This is a genomic window from Brevundimonas sp. MF30-B (genome assembly GCF_004683885.1).
In the GTDB taxonomy this organism is placed as follows: domain Bacteria; phylum Pseudomonadota; class Alphaproteobacteria; order Caulobacterales; family Caulobacteraceae; genus Brevundimonas.
The window spans coordinates 197,483-215,000 of sequence record NZ_CP038440.1; the positions used below are offsets into that span (position 1 = coordinate 197,483).

At 66.1% G+C, this 17,518-nt stretch carries 18 protein-coding genes, 1 tRNA gene and 2 rRNA genes (1 of these 21 only partly in view); 13 read left to right on the forward strand and 8 right to left on the reverse strand.

Annotation, left to right across the window (positions count from 1 at the left end):
* Positions 1 to 96: 96 nt before the first annotated feature.
* The 3 genes from E4M01_RS00930 (at position 97) to E4M01_RS14595 (ending at position 2,212) form a co-directional block, all read left to right on the forward strand.
* Entirely contained in the window at positions 97 to 1,275 is a 1,179-nt protein-coding gene (locus tag E4M01_RS00930) for a VWA domain-containing protein (RefSeq protein WP_135066781.1), read from the forward strand.
* 25 nt (positions 1,276 to 1,300) lie between these two features.
* Entirely contained in the window at positions 1,301 to 1,801 is a 501-nt protein-coding gene (locus tag E4M01_RS00935) for a hypothetical protein (RefSeq protein WP_135066784.1), read from the forward strand.
* A 288-nt stretch (positions 1,802 to 2,089) separates the two neighbouring features.
* Positions 2,090 to 2,212 (forward strand): hypothetical protein, encoded by a 123-nt coding sequence (locus E4M01_RS14595; RefSeq protein ID WP_256359967.1) that lies wholly within the window; start codon positions 2,090 to 2,092, stop codon positions 2,210 to 2,212.
* Between the two features lie 5 nt (positions 2,213 to 2,217).
* Here the strand turns inward: E4M01_RS14595 and map are convergent, their stop codons facing one another.
* On the reverse strand, positions 2,218 to 2,982 hold the full coding sequence (gene map, locus E4M01_RS00940) for a type I methionyl aminopeptidase (protein ID WP_135066787.1): 765 nt from the start codon (positions 2,980 to 2,982) through the stop codon (positions 2,218 to 2,220).
* Positions 2,979 to 3,182, reverse strand: a complete 204-nt coding sequence (locus E4M01_RS00945) for a ParD-like family protein (RefSeq protein WP_135066790.1) — start codon at positions 3,180 to 3,182, stop codon at positions 2,979 to 2,981. Before E4M01_RS00945 ends, map begins: the two co-directional genes overlap by 4 nt.
* A 126-nt stretch (positions 3,183 to 3,308) precedes the next feature.
* On the opposite strand from E4M01_RS00945, the gene queG reads away from it, so the two are divergent.
* Positions 3,309 to 4,382: a tRNA epoxyqueuosine(34) reductase QueG gene (gene queG, locus E4M01_RS00950; protein ID WP_135066793.1), complete on the forward strand. Its 1,074-nt coding sequence runs from the start codon at positions 3,309 to 3,311 to the stop codon at positions 4,380 to 4,382.
* On the opposite strand, the gene E4M01_RS00955 is transcribed toward queG, so the two are convergent.
* A complete protein-coding gene (locus E4M01_RS00955; protein ID WP_135066796.1) occupies positions 4,343 to 5,317 on the reverse strand; it encodes an ABC transporter ATP-binding protein in 975 nt (324 codons plus the stop codon). The genes queG and E4M01_RS00955 overlap by 40 nt on opposite strands.
* Before the next feature lie 104 nt (positions 5,318 to 5,421).
* On the opposite strand from E4M01_RS00955, the gene E4M01_RS00960 reads away from it, so the two are divergent.
* The 5 genes from E4M01_RS00960 to E4M01_RS00980 all read left to right on the forward strand — a co-directional run bounded on the left by E4M01_RS00960 (position 5,422) and on the right by E4M01_RS00980 (position 10,104).
* The gene (locus tag E4M01_RS00960) at positions 5,422 to 5,673 is read left to right on the forward strand and encodes a zinc-finger domain-containing protein (RefSeq protein ID WP_135066799.1); all 252 of its coding nucleotides are present in this window, start codon (positions 5,422 to 5,424) and stop codon (positions 5,671 to 5,673) included.
* Positions 5,674 to 5,773: 100 nt separating this feature from the next.
* On the forward strand, positions 5,774 to 6,214 hold the full coding sequence (locus E4M01_RS00965; protein ID WP_135066802.1) for a VOC family protein: 441 nt from the start codon (positions 5,774 to 5,776) through the stop codon (positions 6,212 to 6,214).
* Entirely contained in the window at positions 6,208 to 6,825 is a 618-nt protein-coding gene (locus E4M01_RS00970; RefSeq protein WP_135066805.1) for a DUF6655 family protein, read from the forward strand. Before E4M01_RS00965 ends, E4M01_RS00970 begins: the two co-directional genes overlap by 7 nt.
* 46 nt (positions 6,826 to 6,871) lie before the next feature.
* A complete protein-coding gene (gene polA, locus E4M01_RS00975; RefSeq protein WP_135066808.1) occupies positions 6,872 to 9,781 on the forward strand; it encodes a DNA polymerase I in 2,910 nt (969 codons plus the stop codon).
* A gap of 2 nt (positions 9,782 to 9,783) precedes the next feature.
* A complete protein-coding gene (locus E4M01_RS00980) occupies positions 9,784 to 10,104 on the forward strand; it encodes a GNAT family N-acetyltransferase (protein WP_135066811.1) in 321 nt (106 codons plus the stop codon).
* Positions 10,105 to 10,114: 10 nt separating this feature from the next.
* Here the strand turns inward: E4M01_RS00980 and E4M01_RS00985 are convergent, their stop codons facing one another.
* Entirely contained in the window at positions 10,115 to 11,386 is a 1,272-nt protein-coding gene (locus tag E4M01_RS00985; protein WP_167765471.1) for a TadE/TadG family type IV pilus assembly protein, read from the reverse strand.
* Positions 11,387 to 11,498: 112 nt separating this feature from the next.
* On the opposite strand from E4M01_RS00985, the gene E4M01_RS00990 reads away from it, so the two are divergent.
* Positions 11,499 to 12,686, forward strand: coding sequence for an NAD(P)/FAD-dependent oxidoreductase (locus E4M01_RS00990; protein WP_135066817.1), 1,188 nt, complete (start codon positions 11,499 to 11,501; stop codon positions 12,684 to 12,686).
* 260 nt (positions 12,687 to 12,946) lie between these two features.
* Complete coding sequence (locus E4M01_RS00995) at positions 12,947 to 13,282, forward strand: zf-TFIIB domain-containing protein (RefSeq protein WP_135066820.1); 336 nt, start codon at positions 12,947 to 12,949, stop codon at positions 13,280 to 13,282.
* A 69-nt stretch (positions 13,283 to 13,351) separates the two neighbouring features.
* Here E4M01_RS00995 and E4M01_RS01000 read toward each other — a convergent pair whose 3' ends face one another.
* Positions 13,352 to 14,098, reverse strand: coding sequence for a Bax inhibitor-1/YccA family protein (locus E4M01_RS01000; RefSeq protein ID WP_135066822.1), 747 nt, complete (start codon positions 14,096 to 14,098; stop codon positions 13,352 to 13,354).
* Positions 14,099 to 14,221: 123 nt separating this feature from the next.
* Between E4M01_RS01000 and thpR the strand changes: the two genes are divergently transcribed.
* Together thpR and E4M01_RS01010 are read left to right on the forward strand one after the other, a co-directional pair.
* Positions 14,222 to 14,758 (forward strand): RNA 2',3'-cyclic phosphodiesterase, encoded by a 537-nt coding sequence (gene thpR / locus E4M01_RS01005; RefSeq protein WP_135066825.1) that lies wholly within the window; start codon positions 14,222 to 14,224, stop codon positions 14,756 to 14,758.
* Entirely contained in the window at positions 14,755 to 15,309 is a 555-nt protein-coding gene (locus E4M01_RS01010) for a GNAT family N-acetyltransferase (RefSeq protein ID WP_256359970.1), read from the forward strand. The genes thpR and E4M01_RS01010 overlap by 4 nt, the downstream gene beginning before the upstream one ends.
* A gap of 187 nt (positions 15,310 to 15,496) precedes the next feature.
* Here E4M01_RS01010 and E4M01_RS01015 read toward each other — a convergent pair.
* The 3 genes from E4M01_RS01015 to E4M01_RS01025 form a co-directional block, all read right to left on the reverse strand.
* A tRNA-Met gene (locus E4M01_RS01015) sits at positions 15,497 to 15,573 on the reverse strand.
* A gap of 57 nt (positions 15,574 to 15,630) precedes the next feature.
* Positions 15,631 to 15,745 (reverse strand): 5S ribosomal RNA (gene rrf / locus E4M01_RS01020).
* Positions 15,746 to 15,814: 69 nt separating this feature from the next.
* A 23S ribosomal RNA gene (locus tag E4M01_RS01025) occupies positions 15,815 to 17,518 on the reverse strand; it runs 1,077 nt beyond the window's last position.

Below are 17,518 nucleotides of genomic sequence, written 5' to 3' on the forward strand. Positions count from 1 at the left end.
TTCGCTGTGGCGATGGTCGGGCAGCCATGGTCCAAGACGATTCTCCGACGGTTTGGTCTATAGTCGGCCCATGACCCCGCGCCCGGAGCCCCGCTGATGCTGCTGCCCTTCTTCGAGGCCCTGAGGCAGGCGCGCGTGCCGGTGTCGGTCAAGGAGTGGCTGCACCTGATGGAGGCTATGGATCGCGACCTGGCCGGGCGGCGGGTCGAGGACTTCTACCATCTGTCGCGCGCGGTGCTGGTCAAGGACGAGAAGCACTACGACCGGTTCGACCAGGCCTTCGGCAAGGCGTTCAAGGGGCTGGAGACGATCAGTGCGGGCGAGGAGATCTCGGCCGACATCCCCGAGGACTGGCTGCGGCTGCTGAACGAAAAATATCTGACGGACGAAGAGAAGGCCGAGATCGAGGCGCTCGGCGGCTTTGACAAGCTGATGGAGACGCTGAAGCAGCGTCTGGAGGAGCAGCACGGCCGCCACGAGGGCGGCAACAAGTGGATCGGCACCGGCGGGACCAGTCCCTTCGGCCACGGCGGCTACAATCCCGAGGGCGTGCGCATAGGCGGGCCCGGCCGGCAGGGCCGTGCGGTCAAGGTCTGGGAGAAGCGCGAGTATCGCAATCTGGACGACACGGTCGAATTGGGCACGCGCAACATCAAGGTGGCGCTGCGCCGCCTGCGCCGGTTTGCGCGCCAAGGCGCGGCCGAGGAACTGGACATCGACGGCACCATCGACGGCACGGCGCGCCAGGGCTGGCTGGACATCCACATGCGGCCCGAGCGGCGCAACACGATCAAGGTGCTGCTGTTCCTGGACGTCGGCGGCTCGATGGACGCCCATGTGAAGCTCTGCGAGGAGCTCTTCTCGGCGGCGCGCACCGAGTTCAAGAACCTGGAGTTCTTCTACTTCCACAACTGCCTCTACGAAGGGGTGTGGAAGGACAATCGCCGCCGCCACGCCGAGCGCACGCCGACCTGGGATCTGATCCACAAATACCCCGGCGACTGGCGCGCCATCTTTGTCGGCGATGCGACCATGAGCCCCTATGAGGTCACCATGCCCGGCGGCTCGGTCGAGCACTGGAACGAGGAGGCCGGCGCCGTGTGGCTGAAGCGGGCGCGCGAGCAGTGGGACAAGTCCGTGTGGCTGAATCCGACGCCCGAGAAATACTGGAGCTACACCGCATCGGTCGGCCTGATCGGCGAGGTGATGGAGCAGCGGATGTTCCCCCTGACGCTGGACGGGCTGGACCGGGCCATGCGGAGCCTGACAAGGTAGGGCTTCACACGCGGGAGGAACGGCGATGCTGGGCGCGATGATGGCGGCGGGACTACTGATGCAGCAGGTGGTCTGGGGCGCGCCGGCGGCCGCGCCGGCTCCCGAGCCTGAACCCGCGCCGGCTGTGGCCTCGACCGTGCCCGACTGGGGGCGAGCCGATCCCTTTGCCTGGGAGCGGTCGCAATGCAGCCCGCTGATCCGCGCAGCCGGTGAAGGCGCCGACGCCTGTCAGGCGCGGGTGCGCGCGACCTTGCGCGCTGAACTGGGCGATGACGCCCTGCCGGCCGCAATGCGCACCCAGCCGATGGAGGAGTGCGGCCCGGCGGGCGAGGCCGGCCGCTATCAGACCCAATGTCTGCCGCGCGAACGCACTGCCCAGGCGACCCCGACCGCGCCGCCTGAGCGCCGCTGCGACGTCCGCCCCCAGCGCACGGGCCGCGACGGCGCGGTAGGCTTTCAGGAAGTCTGCGAACCCCGGCCCGGCGAACAGCAGGGCCTCAGGATTAATCTCGGTGGGCGGGATTAGACCGTTCTATGGGAGCATCGATGTGAAAGCGTTCTGGTTGGGCGTCCGGGCGGGCTGGCGAGAGAGCGGTCTCGGCCCGGCCGGCGTTGTTGCGTGCGCTTGCTTCGGCGCCGTCGCTGCGGCGGTGCTGCTGGTCATGCGAGCGGTAGTCTGACGCACGCATGCTAACCCGTTCGAGGCCATATTCGGCGAGCTGCGCCGGCCCCGCCCAGCGCCAGACGCACTAGGGCCACGCAGTTGCGCGCCGTGTCGCATCGACAGGTTTCGCCCGCGATCTAGGGTTGCCGAATGAACGAAGCACCCTCGACCCGACCGACCGCCTTGCGCCGCCTCGGCTCCGTCATCGCCTGGACCGCCACGATCGCGCTGCCGATCCTGATATTCGCCCGCTACCAGGGTTGGATCGGCTAGGCGCGCTACGCGCCCGCCTCGTCCGGCCGCAGGGTCAGGACGCGCACGCCCGTCTTTGTCACCGCGACCGTGTGTTCGAACTGGGCCGACAGCTTTCCATCCTCGGTGACCACGGTCCAGCCGTCGTCCAGGGTGTCGACCCGGCGGCCGCCCTGGTTCAGCATCGGTTCGATGGTGAAGGTCATGCCTTCGCGCAGGGTCAGGCCGGTCCCCGCCTTTCCGAAGTGCAGGATCTGGGGATCTTCGTGCATCTCGCGCCCGATGCCGTGGCCGCAATAGTCGCGCACGACGGAATAGCCCGCCTGGCGGGCGTGGCGTTCGACCGCGTGGCCGATGTCGCCCAGGCGCGCGCCGGGGCGCACCGCGCGAATGCCCTTCCACATCGCCTCATAGGTCGTCCGCACCAGGCGTCTCGCAGGGGCATGGACAGCGCCGATCAGATAGGTCTTGCTGGAGTCGGCGATGAAGCCGTCCTTCTCCAGCGTGATGTCCAGATTGACGATGTCCCCGCCCTTCAGGACGTCGTCGGTCGAGGGCACGCCGTGGCAGACGACCTGGTTGATCGAACTGTTCAGCACGAAGCCATAGCCGTACTGGCCCTTGCTGGCCGGCCGGGCCTTCAGCTCGTCGACGATGAAGGTCTCGACCCTGTCGTTGATCTCCAAGGTGTTCAGACCGGTCAGGTCCAGTTGGTCCAGGTGGGTGAAGACCGACGCCAGCAGACGGCCGGACTGGGCCATCAGCTCGATCTCTTGCGGCGTCTTGATCATGCCGCTGCGCGGTTCGGGTCGACGCCGGCTGCCTTCAGCTCGCGCGCCATCAGCTCTTGAAACGACAGGCCGGGGTTCAGCTCGCACAGCATGCCCAGCCTGATCCAGAAGGCGGCCTGGCCGTTGATCGAGCGGCATGAGGCCTTGCTGGCGCGGCGCAGCTGTTCGTGCAGCTCATCCTCGATATTGACGATGCCCATGGGGCGGCTCCGACTATATGTTTTATATATTATTTGTATACGTTTCGACAGGCGACGCAAGGAGACGAGCGCAGCCCGCACGCTGCGCCATCACACCGCTTGGTCATTCGTGCTACTGCCCCGCCCGTGAGCGAGCGCCTGAAATCCTTCATTCGCGAGCGGGCTGCAGCGCTCGGCTTTGAGGCGTGCCGCTTCGCCTCGGCGGCCGCGCCGTGGGACGCCGGCGAGCGGCTGGCGCATTTCGTGGGCGAAGGCCGGCATGGCGACATGGGCTGGATGGAGACGACGCTGGAGCGGCGCGCCCACCCCACCGCCATGTGGCCCCAGGCGAAGACGGCGGTGGTGCTGGGCCTGAACTACGGGCCCGAGGCCGATCCCCTGCCGCAGATGGCCGATAGGTCGGCGGGCTATCTGTCGGTCTATGCGCGCGGCGACGACTATCACGAGATCATCAAGGGCCGACTCAAGACCCTGGCGGGGCAAATGGCGGCCCGCACCGGCCAGGACGTGAAGGTCTTCGTCGACACCGCGCCCCTGATGGAGAAGCCTCTGGCCCAGCGCGCCGGCCTGGGCTGGCAGGGCAAGCACACCAATTTGCTGAGCCGCAAGCACGGCAACTGGCTGTTCCTCGGCTCCATCCTGACCACGGCCGAGATCGAGCCGGATGTGCCCGAGGGCGAGCATTGCGGCTCGTGCACCGCCTGTCTGGACGCCTGTCCGACCGCCGCCTTTCCCGCGCCGTTCCAGCTGGATGCGCGGCGCTGCCTGTCCTACCTGACCATCGAGTTCGCCGGACCCTGGCCGGAAGAGTTTCGCGTGGCGACCGGCTCGCGCATCTACGGCTGCGATGACTGCCTGGCGGTCTGCCCGTGGAACAAGTTCGCCTCGGGCGCACGCGAGGCCCGGCTGCACGCCCGCGAGGCCCTGAACGCGCCGCGCCTGGCGGACCTGCTGGCGCTGGACGACCCCGCCTTCCGCGCTCTGTTCGCCAAGAGCCCGGTCAAGCGCATCGGCCGCGACCGCTTCATCCGCAATGTGCTCTACGCCGCCGGCAATGCGGGCGATGCGGCGCTGATCGCGCCGGTGGACGCACTGCGGGGTGATCCGAACCCCGTGGTGCGCGACGCGGCCGACTGGGCGCTGAGCCGCCTCTCAGGATCTCAGTCCTGGGTCGGCGCGGGCTTGGTGTCATCGCCGTAGGTCAGAGCCAGAAAGACGTCTTCCAGGTCCGGGTCCTCGGTGGTGATGTCGGCGATGGTCACACCGGCGGCGCGCACGGCGGCCAGCACCTGTTCGACCGACGCCTGCCCCTTGCGATAGGTGACGACGAAGGCGCCGTTAGGCCGGGCCACGGCCTCGAACCCGTTCAGCGCCGGCAGCCCGGTCAGTTCGCCTTCCGGCGTCACCACGACGTTGCGCGTGTCCAGCCGGCGCAGCAGCTGCACGGTCGGTTCGCAGGCCACGACCTCGCCGCGGTTGACGATGGCGATGGTGTCGCAGAGTTCCTGCGCTTCTTCCAGATAGTGGGTCGTCAGCACGATGGTGACGCCCTCGGCGTTGATGCGCCGGACGTATTCCCACAGCTGACGGCGCAGTTCGACGTCCACGCCGGCCGTCGGCTCGTCCAGGATCAGGATGGGCGGATTGTGCACCAGGGCCTTGGCCACCATCAGACGGCGCTTCATCCCGCCCGACAGCGCGCGCACATAGGCGTTGGCCTTGTCCGACAGGCCCAGCGCAGCCAGGAGCTCGTCGGACCGCCGCTCGTTGGCCGGCACCCCGTAGAAGCCGGCCTGCACCTCCAGCGACTCGCGCGGGGTGAAGAAGACGTCGGCCACAATCTCCTGAGGCACCACGCCCAGCGCGGCGCGGGCGTCGCGCGGCTGGCGGTCGATGTCGCGGCCCCAGATTGAGACCTGACCGTCGGACTTGTTCACCACGCCGGCCAGGATGTTGATCAGCGTCGACTTGCCGGCGCCGTTGGGGCCCAGAAGACCGAACATCGAGCCGCGCGGGATGACCAGATCCACGCCCTTCAGCGCGGTCTTGGCGGGCGACTTCTTGGACGCGGCGTAGGTCTTCTTCAGCCCCCGGACTTCGATGGCGTTGTCAGGCAGGGCGGCGGCGTCGAACATCGGCGGGCGTCTCGGCTTGGAATGGGGGCGCGGCGGTTTGACCCGGTCCCGTGCGCGGCATAGGTATGCCCCCAACCCCTCAACGCCAAGGCCGCGTCACCAAAATGCCGACCCGCTCAGCGCCCGTCCCCGCTCAGTCCCTCATTCCACCGCCCGAGCAGATCGTCGTCCCCACCAAGCGCGTGGCCTGCGACGGGGGCGGCGGCGCCCTCGGCCATCCGCTGGTCTATATGGACATGGGCGAGGACGACTTCGTGGAGTGCGCCTATTGCGACCGCCGCTTCGTCCTGGCCGCCGACGCGCACCCCGAGGACGAGTATCACGACCCTGCAGCCCGGCCACCCGAGGCGCACTGAACCGCGTCTGACGCAGCCGTTACGACATTTGAGCCCGCGTTCTCCCCGCGGCGCCGTATAGAACCGTCTCGCCGCCCCCTCCCCGGCCGGAGACCTATCCATGCGCTATCTGCACACCATGGTCCGCGTGACGGACATCGACGCCTCGCTGCGCTTCTACTGCGACCTGCTGGGTCTGCAGGAGGTGCGGCGCATGGAGAACGAGGCCGGGCGTTTCACCCTGGTCTTTCTGGCGGCGCCCAAGGATCTGGACCGGTCGGCCGCTGAGCGTTCGCCCGAGGTGGAGCTGACGTTCAACTGGGACCCCGAGACCTATTCCGGCGGCCGCAACTTCGGCCACCTGGCCTACAAGGTCGACGACATCTACGCCGCCTGCCAGCGGCTGATGGATGGCGGTGTCACGATCAACCGTCCGCCGCGCGACGGCCGCATGGCCTTTGTGCGGTCGCCGGACGGCATTTCGGTCGAGCTGCTGCAGGAAGGCGAGCCTCTGGCTCCAGCCGAGCCCTGGGCCTCGATGGCGAACACGGGCGAATGGTGAGCCTGCGTCGTCTGGCGCCGTTGGCGCCGCTGGCCCTGCTGGCCGCCTGCGCCTCGACCACCGAGACTCACCCGTCGAGGACCGCGACCGAGCAAATTCTGGTCGCGCGCGCCGCCGATCGCGCGGTCGAGGGCCTGACCATCCCCGCGCCGATCTCGGCTCGGGTCTTCGTCGACGACGCCTATTTCCGCGCCGAGAACGCGCCGTACGCCGTCAGCGCCATCCGGGGCGCGCTTTCAGAGGCCGGCTATTCCCTGGCCAACAACCGCGACCAGGCCGACGTCATTTTCGAGCTGCGCGCCGGCGCCCTTTCGCTGGAGCAGATGCGGCGCGTCTTCGGCCTGCCGGAGATGCGGGTGCCGATCAACGACACCTTCAACATCGTCTCCCTGCCCGAGCTGTCGATCTACAGCCACCGCGACCGCGTCGGCGTGGCCGAGTTTTCGGGCTTCATCTACGAAGCGAAGACAGGCGCTCCGCTGGGCGGCGTCACGCCGATGATCGGCCGATACCGCATCCGCAGCCACAAGCTGTTCATGATGTTCACCTTTGGACAGCAGGCGGCCCAGCCCGGAGAGCGCGAGCCCGGGTCGAGCTGGAAAGAGTTCTGATCGAAGGCGGCTGACGTGAAGCGATCCGCCTCCTATGTTCGCCGCCATGACCGACGCCGCATCCGAATCCGCTGACCGCACCCTGACGCAGGACGGCCCGCCGCTGCGGCTGTGGATGATCGACGCCTCGGCCTATATCTTCCGCGCCTATCACGCCCTGCCGCCCCTGACGCGCAAGTCTGACGGCCTGCCGGTCGGGGCGGTCCAGGGCTACTGCAACATGCTGTGGAAGCTGCTCAAGGACATGAAGGGCGAGGACGGGCCGACCCATCTGGTCGCCATCTTCGACCATTCCGAGAAGACGTTCAGGAACACCCTGTACGATCAGTACAAGGCCCACCGCCCGCCGCCGCCCGAGGACCTCGTGCCGCAGTTCCCGATGGTGCGAGAGGCGACGGCGGCCTTTGGCGTCCATTGCGTCGAACTGCCCGGCTATGAGGCCGACGACCTGATCGCCACCTATGCCTGCAAGGCCCGCGACGCCGGCGGCGAGGCCGTCATCGTCTCATCCGACAAAGACCTGATGCAGCTGATCGGGCCGACGGTGGTCATGTACGACCCGATGAAGGACCGACGACTGGGCGAAGAGGCGGTGATGGAGAAGTTCGGCGTGACGCCGGACAAGATGGTCGATCTTCAAGCCCTGATCGGCGACAGCGTCGACAACGTGCCCGGCGCGCCCGGCATCGGACCCAAGACCGCCGCCCAGCTTCTGGACGAATACGGCGACCTCGATACGCTGCTGGCGCGCGCCGAAGAGATCAAACAGCCCAAGCGGCGTCAGACCCTGATCGACTTCGCCGACCAGATCCGCCTGTCGCGCGAACTAGTCCGGCTGACCTGCGATGCGCCGGCGCCGGAGGCCATCGACGACTTCGTCGTGCGCGACCCCGATCCCGAGACCCTGGGCGCCTTCCTGGAGAAGATGGAGTTCCGAGGCCTCAGCCGTCGGGTGGGCGACGGCAAGGCCCCTGCGCGCGAGGGCTCGGCCTTCGTGCGTCAGCCCACGGCCCCCGTTCTGACGCCGCGCTACGCCCCCGCCGAGGTGGCGACGCCGGCCGAGCCGCAGTCCTTCGACCATGACGCCTATGAGTGCGTGCAGACCCTCGAGGCGCTGGACGCCTGGATCGAGCGGGCGCGGGCGGCGGGCGTGGTCGGCTTCGACACCGAGACTGACGCCCTGTCGGCCACCCACGCCGGCCTGTGCGGCGTGTCCCTGGCCGTCGGGCCCAATCAGGCCTGCTATATCCCGCTGACCCATGAAGCCGAGCCTACCGGCGACGGCGGCCTGGATTTCGGCGGGGACGTCAACGCGGACGGCGGCGGCTGCGCGCCGGTCCTGACCCAGATCGACAAGGCCGAGGCCCTGGCCCGGCTCAAGACCCTGCTTGAGGACCCGTCGGTCCTGAAGGTGGGGCAGAACATCAAATACGACCTCGCCGTCATGGCCCGGCGCGGCATCCGCGTGTCGCCGATCGAGGACACCATGTTGGTGTCGTATGTGCTGGAAGGCGGGCTCCACGGCCACGGCATGGACGAACTGGCCCGTCTGCACCTGGGTCACGAGCCGATCACCTTCAAATCGGTGGCCGGGACCGGCAAGAGCCAGAAGAGCTTCAAGCACGTCGAGCTGAAGCCGGCGACGGGCTACGCCGCCGAGGACGCCGACGTGACCCTGCGCCTGTGGCGGCTGCTGCGGCCACGCCTGGCCGCCGAAGGGCTGACCACCGTCTATGAGACGCTGGAGCGGGGAATGCCCGCCGTCCTGGCGGACATGGAGCTGGCCGGCATCCGCGTGGACCCCGAGCGTCTGCGCCGCCTGTCATCGGAGTTCGGGCTGAAGATGGCCGAGCTGGAGGCCAAGGCCCACGAACTGGCCGGCCGGCCGTTCAACGTCGGCTCACCGCGCCAGATCGGCGAGATACTGTTCGGCGAGCTGAGCCTGCCCGGCGGCAAGAAGACCGCCTCCGGCCAGTGGGGCACCGACGCCTCGGTGCTGGAAGACCTGGCCCTGACCCACGACCTGCCGCGCGCCATCCTGGACTGGCGCCAGCTCTCCAAGTTGAAGGGCACATACACCGACGCCCTGTCGGCGGCGGCCGATCCAAAGACCGATCGGGTCCACACCTCCTATCAGCTGGCGGCCGCCACGACGGGCCGCCTGGCCTCCTCTGATCCCAACCTTCAGAACATCCCGATCCGCACCGAGACGGGCCGTCAGATCCGCCAGGCCTTCATCGCCGCGCCCGGCCATGTGCTGATCTCGGCCGACTACAGCCAGATCGAGCTGCGCCTTCTGGCCCACATCGGCGACATCCCCGAGTTGAAGCGCGCCTTCAAGGCTGGGCTCGACATTCACGCCGCGACCGCTAGCGAGATGTTCGGCGTGCCGGTCGAGGGCATGCCGGCCGAGACGCGCCGCCGCGCCAAGGCCATCAACTTCGGCATCGTCTACGGCATCTCCGCCTTCGGCCTGGCAAACCAGCTGGGCATCGATCAGGGCGAGGCCGGGGCCTATATCAAGACCTATTTCGAGCGCTTCCCCGGCATCCGAGAATACATGGACCGCACCCGCGCGGAGGTGCGCCAGGCGGGCTTCGTCTCGACCCTCTTCGGCCGCAAGATCCACATTCCGGCGATCCACTCCAAGTCGGGCGCCGAGCGTCAGTTCGGCGAGCGGGCGGCCATCAACGCCCCGATCCAGGGCGCGGCCGCCGATATCATCCGCCGCGCCATGATCCGCATGCCCGGCGCGCTGCGAGACGCGGGCCTTCAGACCCGCATGCTGCTTCAGGTCCACGACGAACTGGTGTTCGAGGCTCCCGAGGCCGAGGCCGAGGCGGCGCGCGTATTGATCCGCCGCGTCATGGAGACCGCCGCCGAACCGGCTGTGGCGCTCAGCGTGCCGCTGGAGGTCGAAGCCAAGGCCGCCGCCAACTGGGACGAGGCCCACTGATCATGACCGACGCCTTCACCCCCGACCCCGACATCCGCGACGACCGCGAGGCCAAGCGCTACGCCCTGGACATCGACGGCCAGACCGCCGTGGTCATGTACAACGAGGCCGGCGGCGGCCTGATGATCACCGAGACCCTCGTGCCCGTTCCGCTGGAAGGCCGGGGCATAGCCAGCCGCATGGCGCGGCATGTGCTGGGCGACATTCGTCAACGTGGCCTGCTGGTCCTGCCGACCTGCCCGTTCTTTGCGGGTTATCTGCAGAAGCACCCCGAGTGGACGGACATCGTCCACCCGACCTATCGGATCATACTGGGTCTTTAGGCCTGGGTTGCTAGTTGGTCAGACGCGTGGGTCCGCCGCCCGTCGCACGATTGCCCACGCCTCCTGGCACTGGGACCGAAGACGAGGCGTAGTCGGCGTTGATCGCCAGGCGCCGGCCGCCCTCGACCCGCAGCTCACGAGATACGACGACCGTCCACGGCGTCGTATCATTCGAATTCTGCCCGCCCGGCACGATTAGACGTGTGCCTGGCGCATAGACCACGCCCTCAAGCCGCTCGATATTGTTGAAGTCCAGCTTGAAGTCGGCCGTGCGCGCAGGGTCGATGGCCAACACGAAGCCTGCCCAACCCTGAAGCTCGAGCAGGCCGCCCTGGTTGCCGGTCAGCGACAACCGATCAACCCGGCCGTCGGAGAAATCGACCTTCACGTCCTTCCAGAAGACCAGAGTTACGTTGTCGCCCTCGATCTTGGCGTTTTTCTTCAGCTGAAGCTCGCCGGACTTGAAGTGATGCACACCAGGCATGAAGCGCAGAGTGCCGTTCTCGATGTCGAAATGGCGGCAGTGAACGCCCGGCAAGACCGGCCAAACCTGAGCGGCCTTGTCCACCTTCACAGACGTAACCCCGGTGCACAGCGCCGGCGGTCCGCCCGCAAAAACACCGGCGAGGGGATCCGGCACCAGCGGCGCGTTCGATCCCGTCTGGCCAGAGGCCCCTCCGCCCTTGATCTTGCCGGACGCCTGGACCGCGGCGGCGTCGATCAACCCTTTTGGGTCCAACTGAATGTCGCGGTTGGAGTGGGTCAGGCAGGAGCGTGCGACGATCTCGCCGTCCTTCATGTGCAGGGCGTTGCCGCTGCTTTCGCTGAGCATCAGCACGCACAAGGGCGTGGCGCCAAGCTGTTCGGCGATGGCCTCGGCCTTGATGACGAATCCGCCGGGCGGCAGCATGTTGCCGAAGAACGATGTACGGCGCGCCACAAGGCTGACCTTGACGCCCGACCGGCCGTCGCGCGCCTCGATGAATTGGAAGTCAGCGGATTCGAGCGTCGCCGTCAGGTCCTTGGCCTGCTCCATCGTTCCGGCCCTGGCCCGCGTGAGCAGCTGTTCGTTGGCGCCGATGCGCATCTGGCCGGCCGTGTTCAGGGCGGCCGTGTCGGCCAGCTCCTGAAGTCTGCCGCGATCGTTCGTGAGCGAGCGCAGTTCGACCGCCACCAGCACGATCAGGATCAAGGCGGGGACGGACAGCCCGAAGATCAGCGCAACCGAGCCCTCGGTGCGGCGGCCAAGGCGACACAAGAGGGCGGCGAGATGGCTCGTCATGGGCATCCGACGCTTACGAGAACAGTCGTCTTTCTAAGCCACGGAAAATGAACAATTCCCTCCCGCCACTGCGAAACTTGACCGAATTCAGGCGTCGTGCGCTAAGAGCGCGATGATGGCTCAGACTTTCGACGTGCTGATTGTCGGCGCAGGAGCGGCCGGCATGATGTGCGCCATCGAGGCCGGCCGTCGCGGCCGCCGAGTGCGCATCGTGGACCACGCCCGCGCGCCGGGCGAGAAGATCCGGATCTCCGGCGGCGGCCGGTGCAACTTCACGAACCTTGGGACCGGGCCCGCGAATTTTCTGGGTGAGAACCCGCGCTTCGCCACTTCGGCCCTGCGCCGCTACACACCACGCGATTTCATCGCCAAACTCGATAAGGCGGGGGTCGCCTGGCACGAGAAGACGCTAGGACAACTGTTTTGCGATGACAGCGCGCGCCAGATCGTCGATCTGCTGACAAGCGAGATGAGGCAGGCGGGCGCGACATTGAGCTTGTCGACCGGCGTTCAGTCGCTGGATCGACGCGGCGAGCGCTGGCGGGTCGTGTTGTCCGATGGCTCTGCAGTCGAAGCCGCTTCACTGGTCATCGCGACAGGCGGGAAATCGATCCCGAAGATGGGCGCCACCGGCTGGGCCTATGAAACGGCGCGCGCCCTCGGTTTGACCGTGACCGAGACTCGTCCAGCACTGGTTCCGCTGACCTTCGAGCCTGGCTTGCTGGAGCAGACTCGCACGCTGGCGGGCGTCGCGGTCGACGCCGTCGCCGCTCACGGCCGGACGCGATTCCGCGAAGGCCTGCTGTTCACCCATCGCGGTCTGAGCGGGCCGTCGATCCTGCAGATCTCCAGCTACTGGCGCGAAGGCGAGGCGGTCACTGTCAACCTGGCCCCGGACATCGATCTGTTCGACGCCCTGCGCAAGGCCAAGGCGACCAACGGCCGGCAGGCGGTGCACACCGCGCTGGCCACGCACGTGCCGCGCCGGCTGGCGGAGTGGGTGGCGGAGCGCGAAGGGATGGCCGGCAATCTGGCGGATCAGTCCGACAAGGCGCTGCGCCGGCTTGAGACGGCGGTCAACGCCTGGACGCTCAAGCCGGTCGGTTCCGAAGGATACCGCACCGCCGAAGTCACTCTGGGCGGCGTGGCCACCGCAGACCTGGATCAGCAGACACTGCAGGCCAAGCGTCAGCCTGGGCTGTTCGTGATCGGCGAAGCGGTCGACATGACCGGCTGGCTGGGCGGTTATAATTTCCAGTGGGCCTGGGCCTCGGGCTGGGCCGCCGGCCAGTCCTGCTGAGCCGCGACTTTCTGACGCGCGCCATGATGGCGCCTTGATCTGAAGAACTCCGATTTGCGAGTGTGCCTAGCGCCTTGGTCGGGGCCAGAGCTTCCTGCTTGCCGCGATCATGGAGCCGGGCGCGCCCCGACCGTCAAGCTGGCCCAATCCGGCTGGTCGCGGGCCGCCCACCTCCCTCACGCAACTTGCGACGCCACGACGCATTTCCGCCGCTGGAGCCAGGTCTCATCTGCGAGGCTTGAGCCAAGGAAAGGCGACCCATGCCCCTGTTGATGTGTCCCAACGACAATGCGCCGATGCAGACCCTAGATCGATCCGGGGTCCAGTTCGACATGTGCCCGACCTGCCGCGGGGTCTGGCTAGATCGTGGTGAGCTGGAAAAGCTGATGGCCTCGGCGACCGAGGACGGTCGCGCCTCGGCGCCAGCCGCCCAGCCGATCCCCGCGCCCTATCCGCCGGCACAGCCCCATGCCCAGCCTTGGGGCGCGCCTCAGGGCTATCGCGACGATCGCCGCTACAAGGACGAGCGCTATCGGGACGATGAGTACCGCTACAAGAAGAAGAAGCGCGACAGCATTTTCGACATCTTCGACTGACCGGTCGCGGATGCAAAAAGGGCCCCGGCGGATCGCCGGGGCCCTTTCCGTTTGCGGGTCGCGCCGCGCCTATTCGCGCTGGCCTAAGAAGGCCAGGAGGAATTGGAACAGATTGATGAAGTTGATGAACAGGCTCAGCGCACCGAAGCCGGTCGCCACGCCCATCGCCGCCTGGTCGCCGCCCAGGGCGTAATAAGTCATCTTCAGGCGCTGGGTGTCATAGGCGATCAGGCCCGAGAACAGCAGCACGCCCACGCCCGAGATGATCAGGTACATGACGCCCGACTGGATGAACATGTTGACCACCATGGCGATGATCAGTCCGATCACGCCCATGATCAGGAAGGTGCCCATGCCCGTCAGGTTCTTCTTGGTCGTATAGCCGAACAGGCTCAGGCCGCCGAAGGCCGCTGCCGTCACCAGGAAGGTCGAGGCCACCGAGGTGCCCGTATAGCGCAGGAAGACGATGCCCAGGCCCGCGCCGATCGTGGCGACCACGGCCCAGTACAGCAGGTTCACCCCGCCGGCCGTCGGGTTCTTCATGAAGAACATCGAGCCGAACAGCATGACCAGCGGCGAAAATTGCACGATCATGCCGAGCGGCGTCAGGGCCACGCGGCCGTCCGGCTGCAGGCTGAACAGATACTGCTGCACCTCGGGCACGTTTCCGGTGAGATAGGCCAGACCCGCAGCGACCAGCAGGCCGATCGCCAGCTTGTTGTATATGCCCAGCATGAAGGCGCGCAGGCCCGCGTCCACCGACATGTCGGCGGTCTGCGGAAGCGGCCGGGCGTAGCCGTTATTGAAGTCGCTCATGGCGATATCGTCTCCTTGTCCGGGAAGGCTCCCGGGTCTTGCTCGAAATATCGGTCCGAGCGACCGCTCATGCAAGCGCAACGGCCCTTTCAGCACCTGGTTTCGCCCGCTACCAAGGGTCGCATGGTTCGACTGTTCACGGCCCTCGAAATCCCGCCGGATGTCGCGGACGCCCTGGCGCGCCGTCAATCCGGCCTGCCCGGAGCGCGCTGGCGTCCGGCCGAGGCGCTGCACGTCACCCTGGCCTTCTATGGCGAGGTGTCCGAGCGCACGGCCGACGACCTGGCGGCGGAGCTGTCGCGCATACCCGCCGGCCGGTTCGACATCGCCCTGAGGGGCGTCGGCGCCTTCGGCGACGCGCACCGCAGCCATACGCTCTGGGCGGGGCTGGAGCGCAGCGAGCCGCTGGCGACCCTCGCCGCGCGTTGCCACGCCGCCGGCAAGCGGGCCGGCATACCGATGGAGGCGCGCGACTACCGCCCTCACGTGACCCTGGCCTATCTGAAGCCCCAGGCCAATCCGGACCGGATCGGCGCCTGGATCACCGGCCACAATCTGCTGGTCTCCCCCCCCATCCCCGTCCTGCGTTTCGGCCTTTACTCCAGCGTGCTTACGTCTGACGGCAGCCAGTATGCGCTTGAAAGGGAGTATCCGCTTTGATCGCCGCACAGATCGCTCCTGGCCCGACGCGCGAGACCGAACGCCTGATCCTGCGCCCCACGGCGATGGAGGACTTTCCGCGCTGGGCGGAGGCCATGGCGCACGAGAGCGCCCGCTTCATCGGGGGCCCCATGGCGCCCGAGGCGTCGTGGCGCGGCTTCATGACCGTAGCCGGGGCCTGGGCTCTCACCGGCGTGTCCATGTTCTCAATGATCGACAAGGCCACGGGCCTGTGGATGGGCCGCATCGGCCCTTGGCGTCCCGAAGGCTGGCCGGGCAACGAGGTGGGGTACGGCGTCCATCCCGAGGCCCGGGGCAAGGGGCTGGCCTATGAGGCGGCGGTTGCGGCCATGGATTACGCCTTCGACGTGCTGGACTGGCCGGACGTCATCCATTGCATCGACCCGGCCAACGTCGCGTCCCAAGCCCTTGCGAGCCGCCTGGGCTCCTCGCTGATCGGCCCCACCAAACTGCCGCCGCCTTACGATCACGTGTCGCCGGACAAGTGGGGCCAGAGCCGCGAGCACTGGCGCGCGGCGCGTCGGTCTTAGGACGGGGCGGGCGTGACCTGACTGCGCATTTCGGTGGAATGCCGCCGCCCGGCCTTCGTAATCCGGCGGAACGACGAGCAGCTCAATCCTACCGGCTTTGGCGTCGCGCTCGGCGCCGCTCAATGGGTCGGCTGGAGGTCGATACAGAAACACCCCCGAAGCGCAAGCTCCAGGGGTGTCTTTTGTTTGGGTGCGGGAGCAGGATTTGAACCTGCGACCTTCAGGTTATGAGCCTGACGAGCTACCGGGCTGCTCCATCCCGCGGCAAACGGTCGTGTGAAGGAAGAGGGTTCAAGAAGCTCAACAATATCTGTCAGGTAGACCCGGCGACGACCTACTCTCCCGCGCCTTAAGACGAAGTACCATCGGCTCTGGAGGGCTTAACGACCGAGTTCGGAATGGGATCGGGTGGGGAACCTCCGACATAGTCACCAGGTCAACCGGACAGATATTGTTGAGAAGACATCGCCTTGGCGGCGTAAAACCGAATGAGTTTTGCTGAGAAACGATCAAGCCGATCGGATTATTAGTACCAGTAAGCTTCACACGTCACCGCGCTTCCACACCTGGCCTATCAACGTGGTAGTCTTCCACGATCCTCAGCGAAGCCTTGTTTTGAGGTTAGTTTCCCGCTTAGATGCTTTCAGCGGTTATCTATTCCATACTTAGCTACCCTGCTGCGCGGCTGGCGCCACGACAGGTCCACCAGAGGTATGTCCATCCCGGTCCTCTCGTACTAGGGACAGATCCTCTCAAGCTTCGAACACCCACGGCAGATAGGGACCAAACTGTCTCACGACGTTCTGAACCCAGCTCACGTACCACTTTAAATGGCGAACAGCCATACCCTTGGGACCTGCTCCAGCCCCAGGATGTGATGAGCCGACATCGAGGTGCCAAACTTTGCCGTCGATATGGACTCTTGGGCAAAATCAGCCTGTTATCCCTAGAGTACCTTTTATCCGTTGAGCGATGGCCCTTCCACGCGGGACCACCGGATCACTATGGCCGACTTTCGTCTCTGCTCGACTTGTCAGTCTCGCAGTCAGGCGGGCTTATGCCATTGCACTCGACGACCGATTTCCGACCGGTCTGAGCCCACCATCGCGCGCCTCCGTTACACTTTAGGAGGCGACCGCCCCAGTCAAACTACCCACCACGCCATGTCCCGGGACCGGATAACGGTCCTCGGTTAGACGTCAACGACAGTAAGGGTGGTATTTCAAGGATGGCTCCACCAGAGCTGGCGCCCCGGCTTCATAGCCTCCCACCTATCCTACACATACGGTCGCTAACGCCAAGGCGAAGCTATAGTAAAGGTTCATAGGGTCTTTCCGTCTGACCGCGGGAACCCCGCATCTTCACGGGGAATTCAATTTCACTGAGCCTGTGCTGGAGACAGTGGGGAAGTCGTTACGCCATTCGTGCAGGTCGGAACTTACCCGACAAGGAATTTCGCTACCTTAGGACCGTTATAGTTACGGCCGCCGTTTACCTGGGCTTCAGTTCGGAGCTTGCACTCCTCCCTTTAACCTTCAGGCACCGGGCAGGCGTCAGACCCTATACGTCGCATTGCTGCTTCGCAGAGCCCTGTGTTTTTGCTAAACAGTCGCTACCCCCTGGCTTGTGCCACTCATTCTTGGTTGCCCAAGGTGAGTCACGCTTATTCCGAAGTTACGCGTGCAATTTGCCGAGTTCCTTCAGCACAGTTCTCTCAAGCGCCTTGGTATGCTCTACCTGACCACCTGTGTCGGTTTCGGGTACGGTCTCTGCTGGAGTTATTTCCAGGGACAACGCCACCGCCGGGAGAAATCCAATAATCCCCGACGACTTATGCCATCCGTCACTTCCAGCTGGTGCAGGAATATTTACCTGCTTCCCATCGACTACGCTTTTCAGCCTCGCCTTAGGGGCCGACTAACCCTGCGCAGATTAGCTTTACGCAGGAACCCTTGGTCTTTCGGCGACAGTGTTTCTCACACTGTTTATCGTTACTCATGTCAGCATTCTCACTTCCGATACCTCCAGCCGACCTCACGATCGACCTTCACCGGCTTACGGAACGCTCCGCTACCGCTTGCAGTAAACTGCAAACCCATACCTTCGGCGCACGGCTTTAGCCCCGTTACATTTTCCGCGCAGGATCGCTTGATCAGTGAGCTGTTACGCTTTCTTTAAAGGATGGCTGCTTCTAAGCCAACCTCCTGAT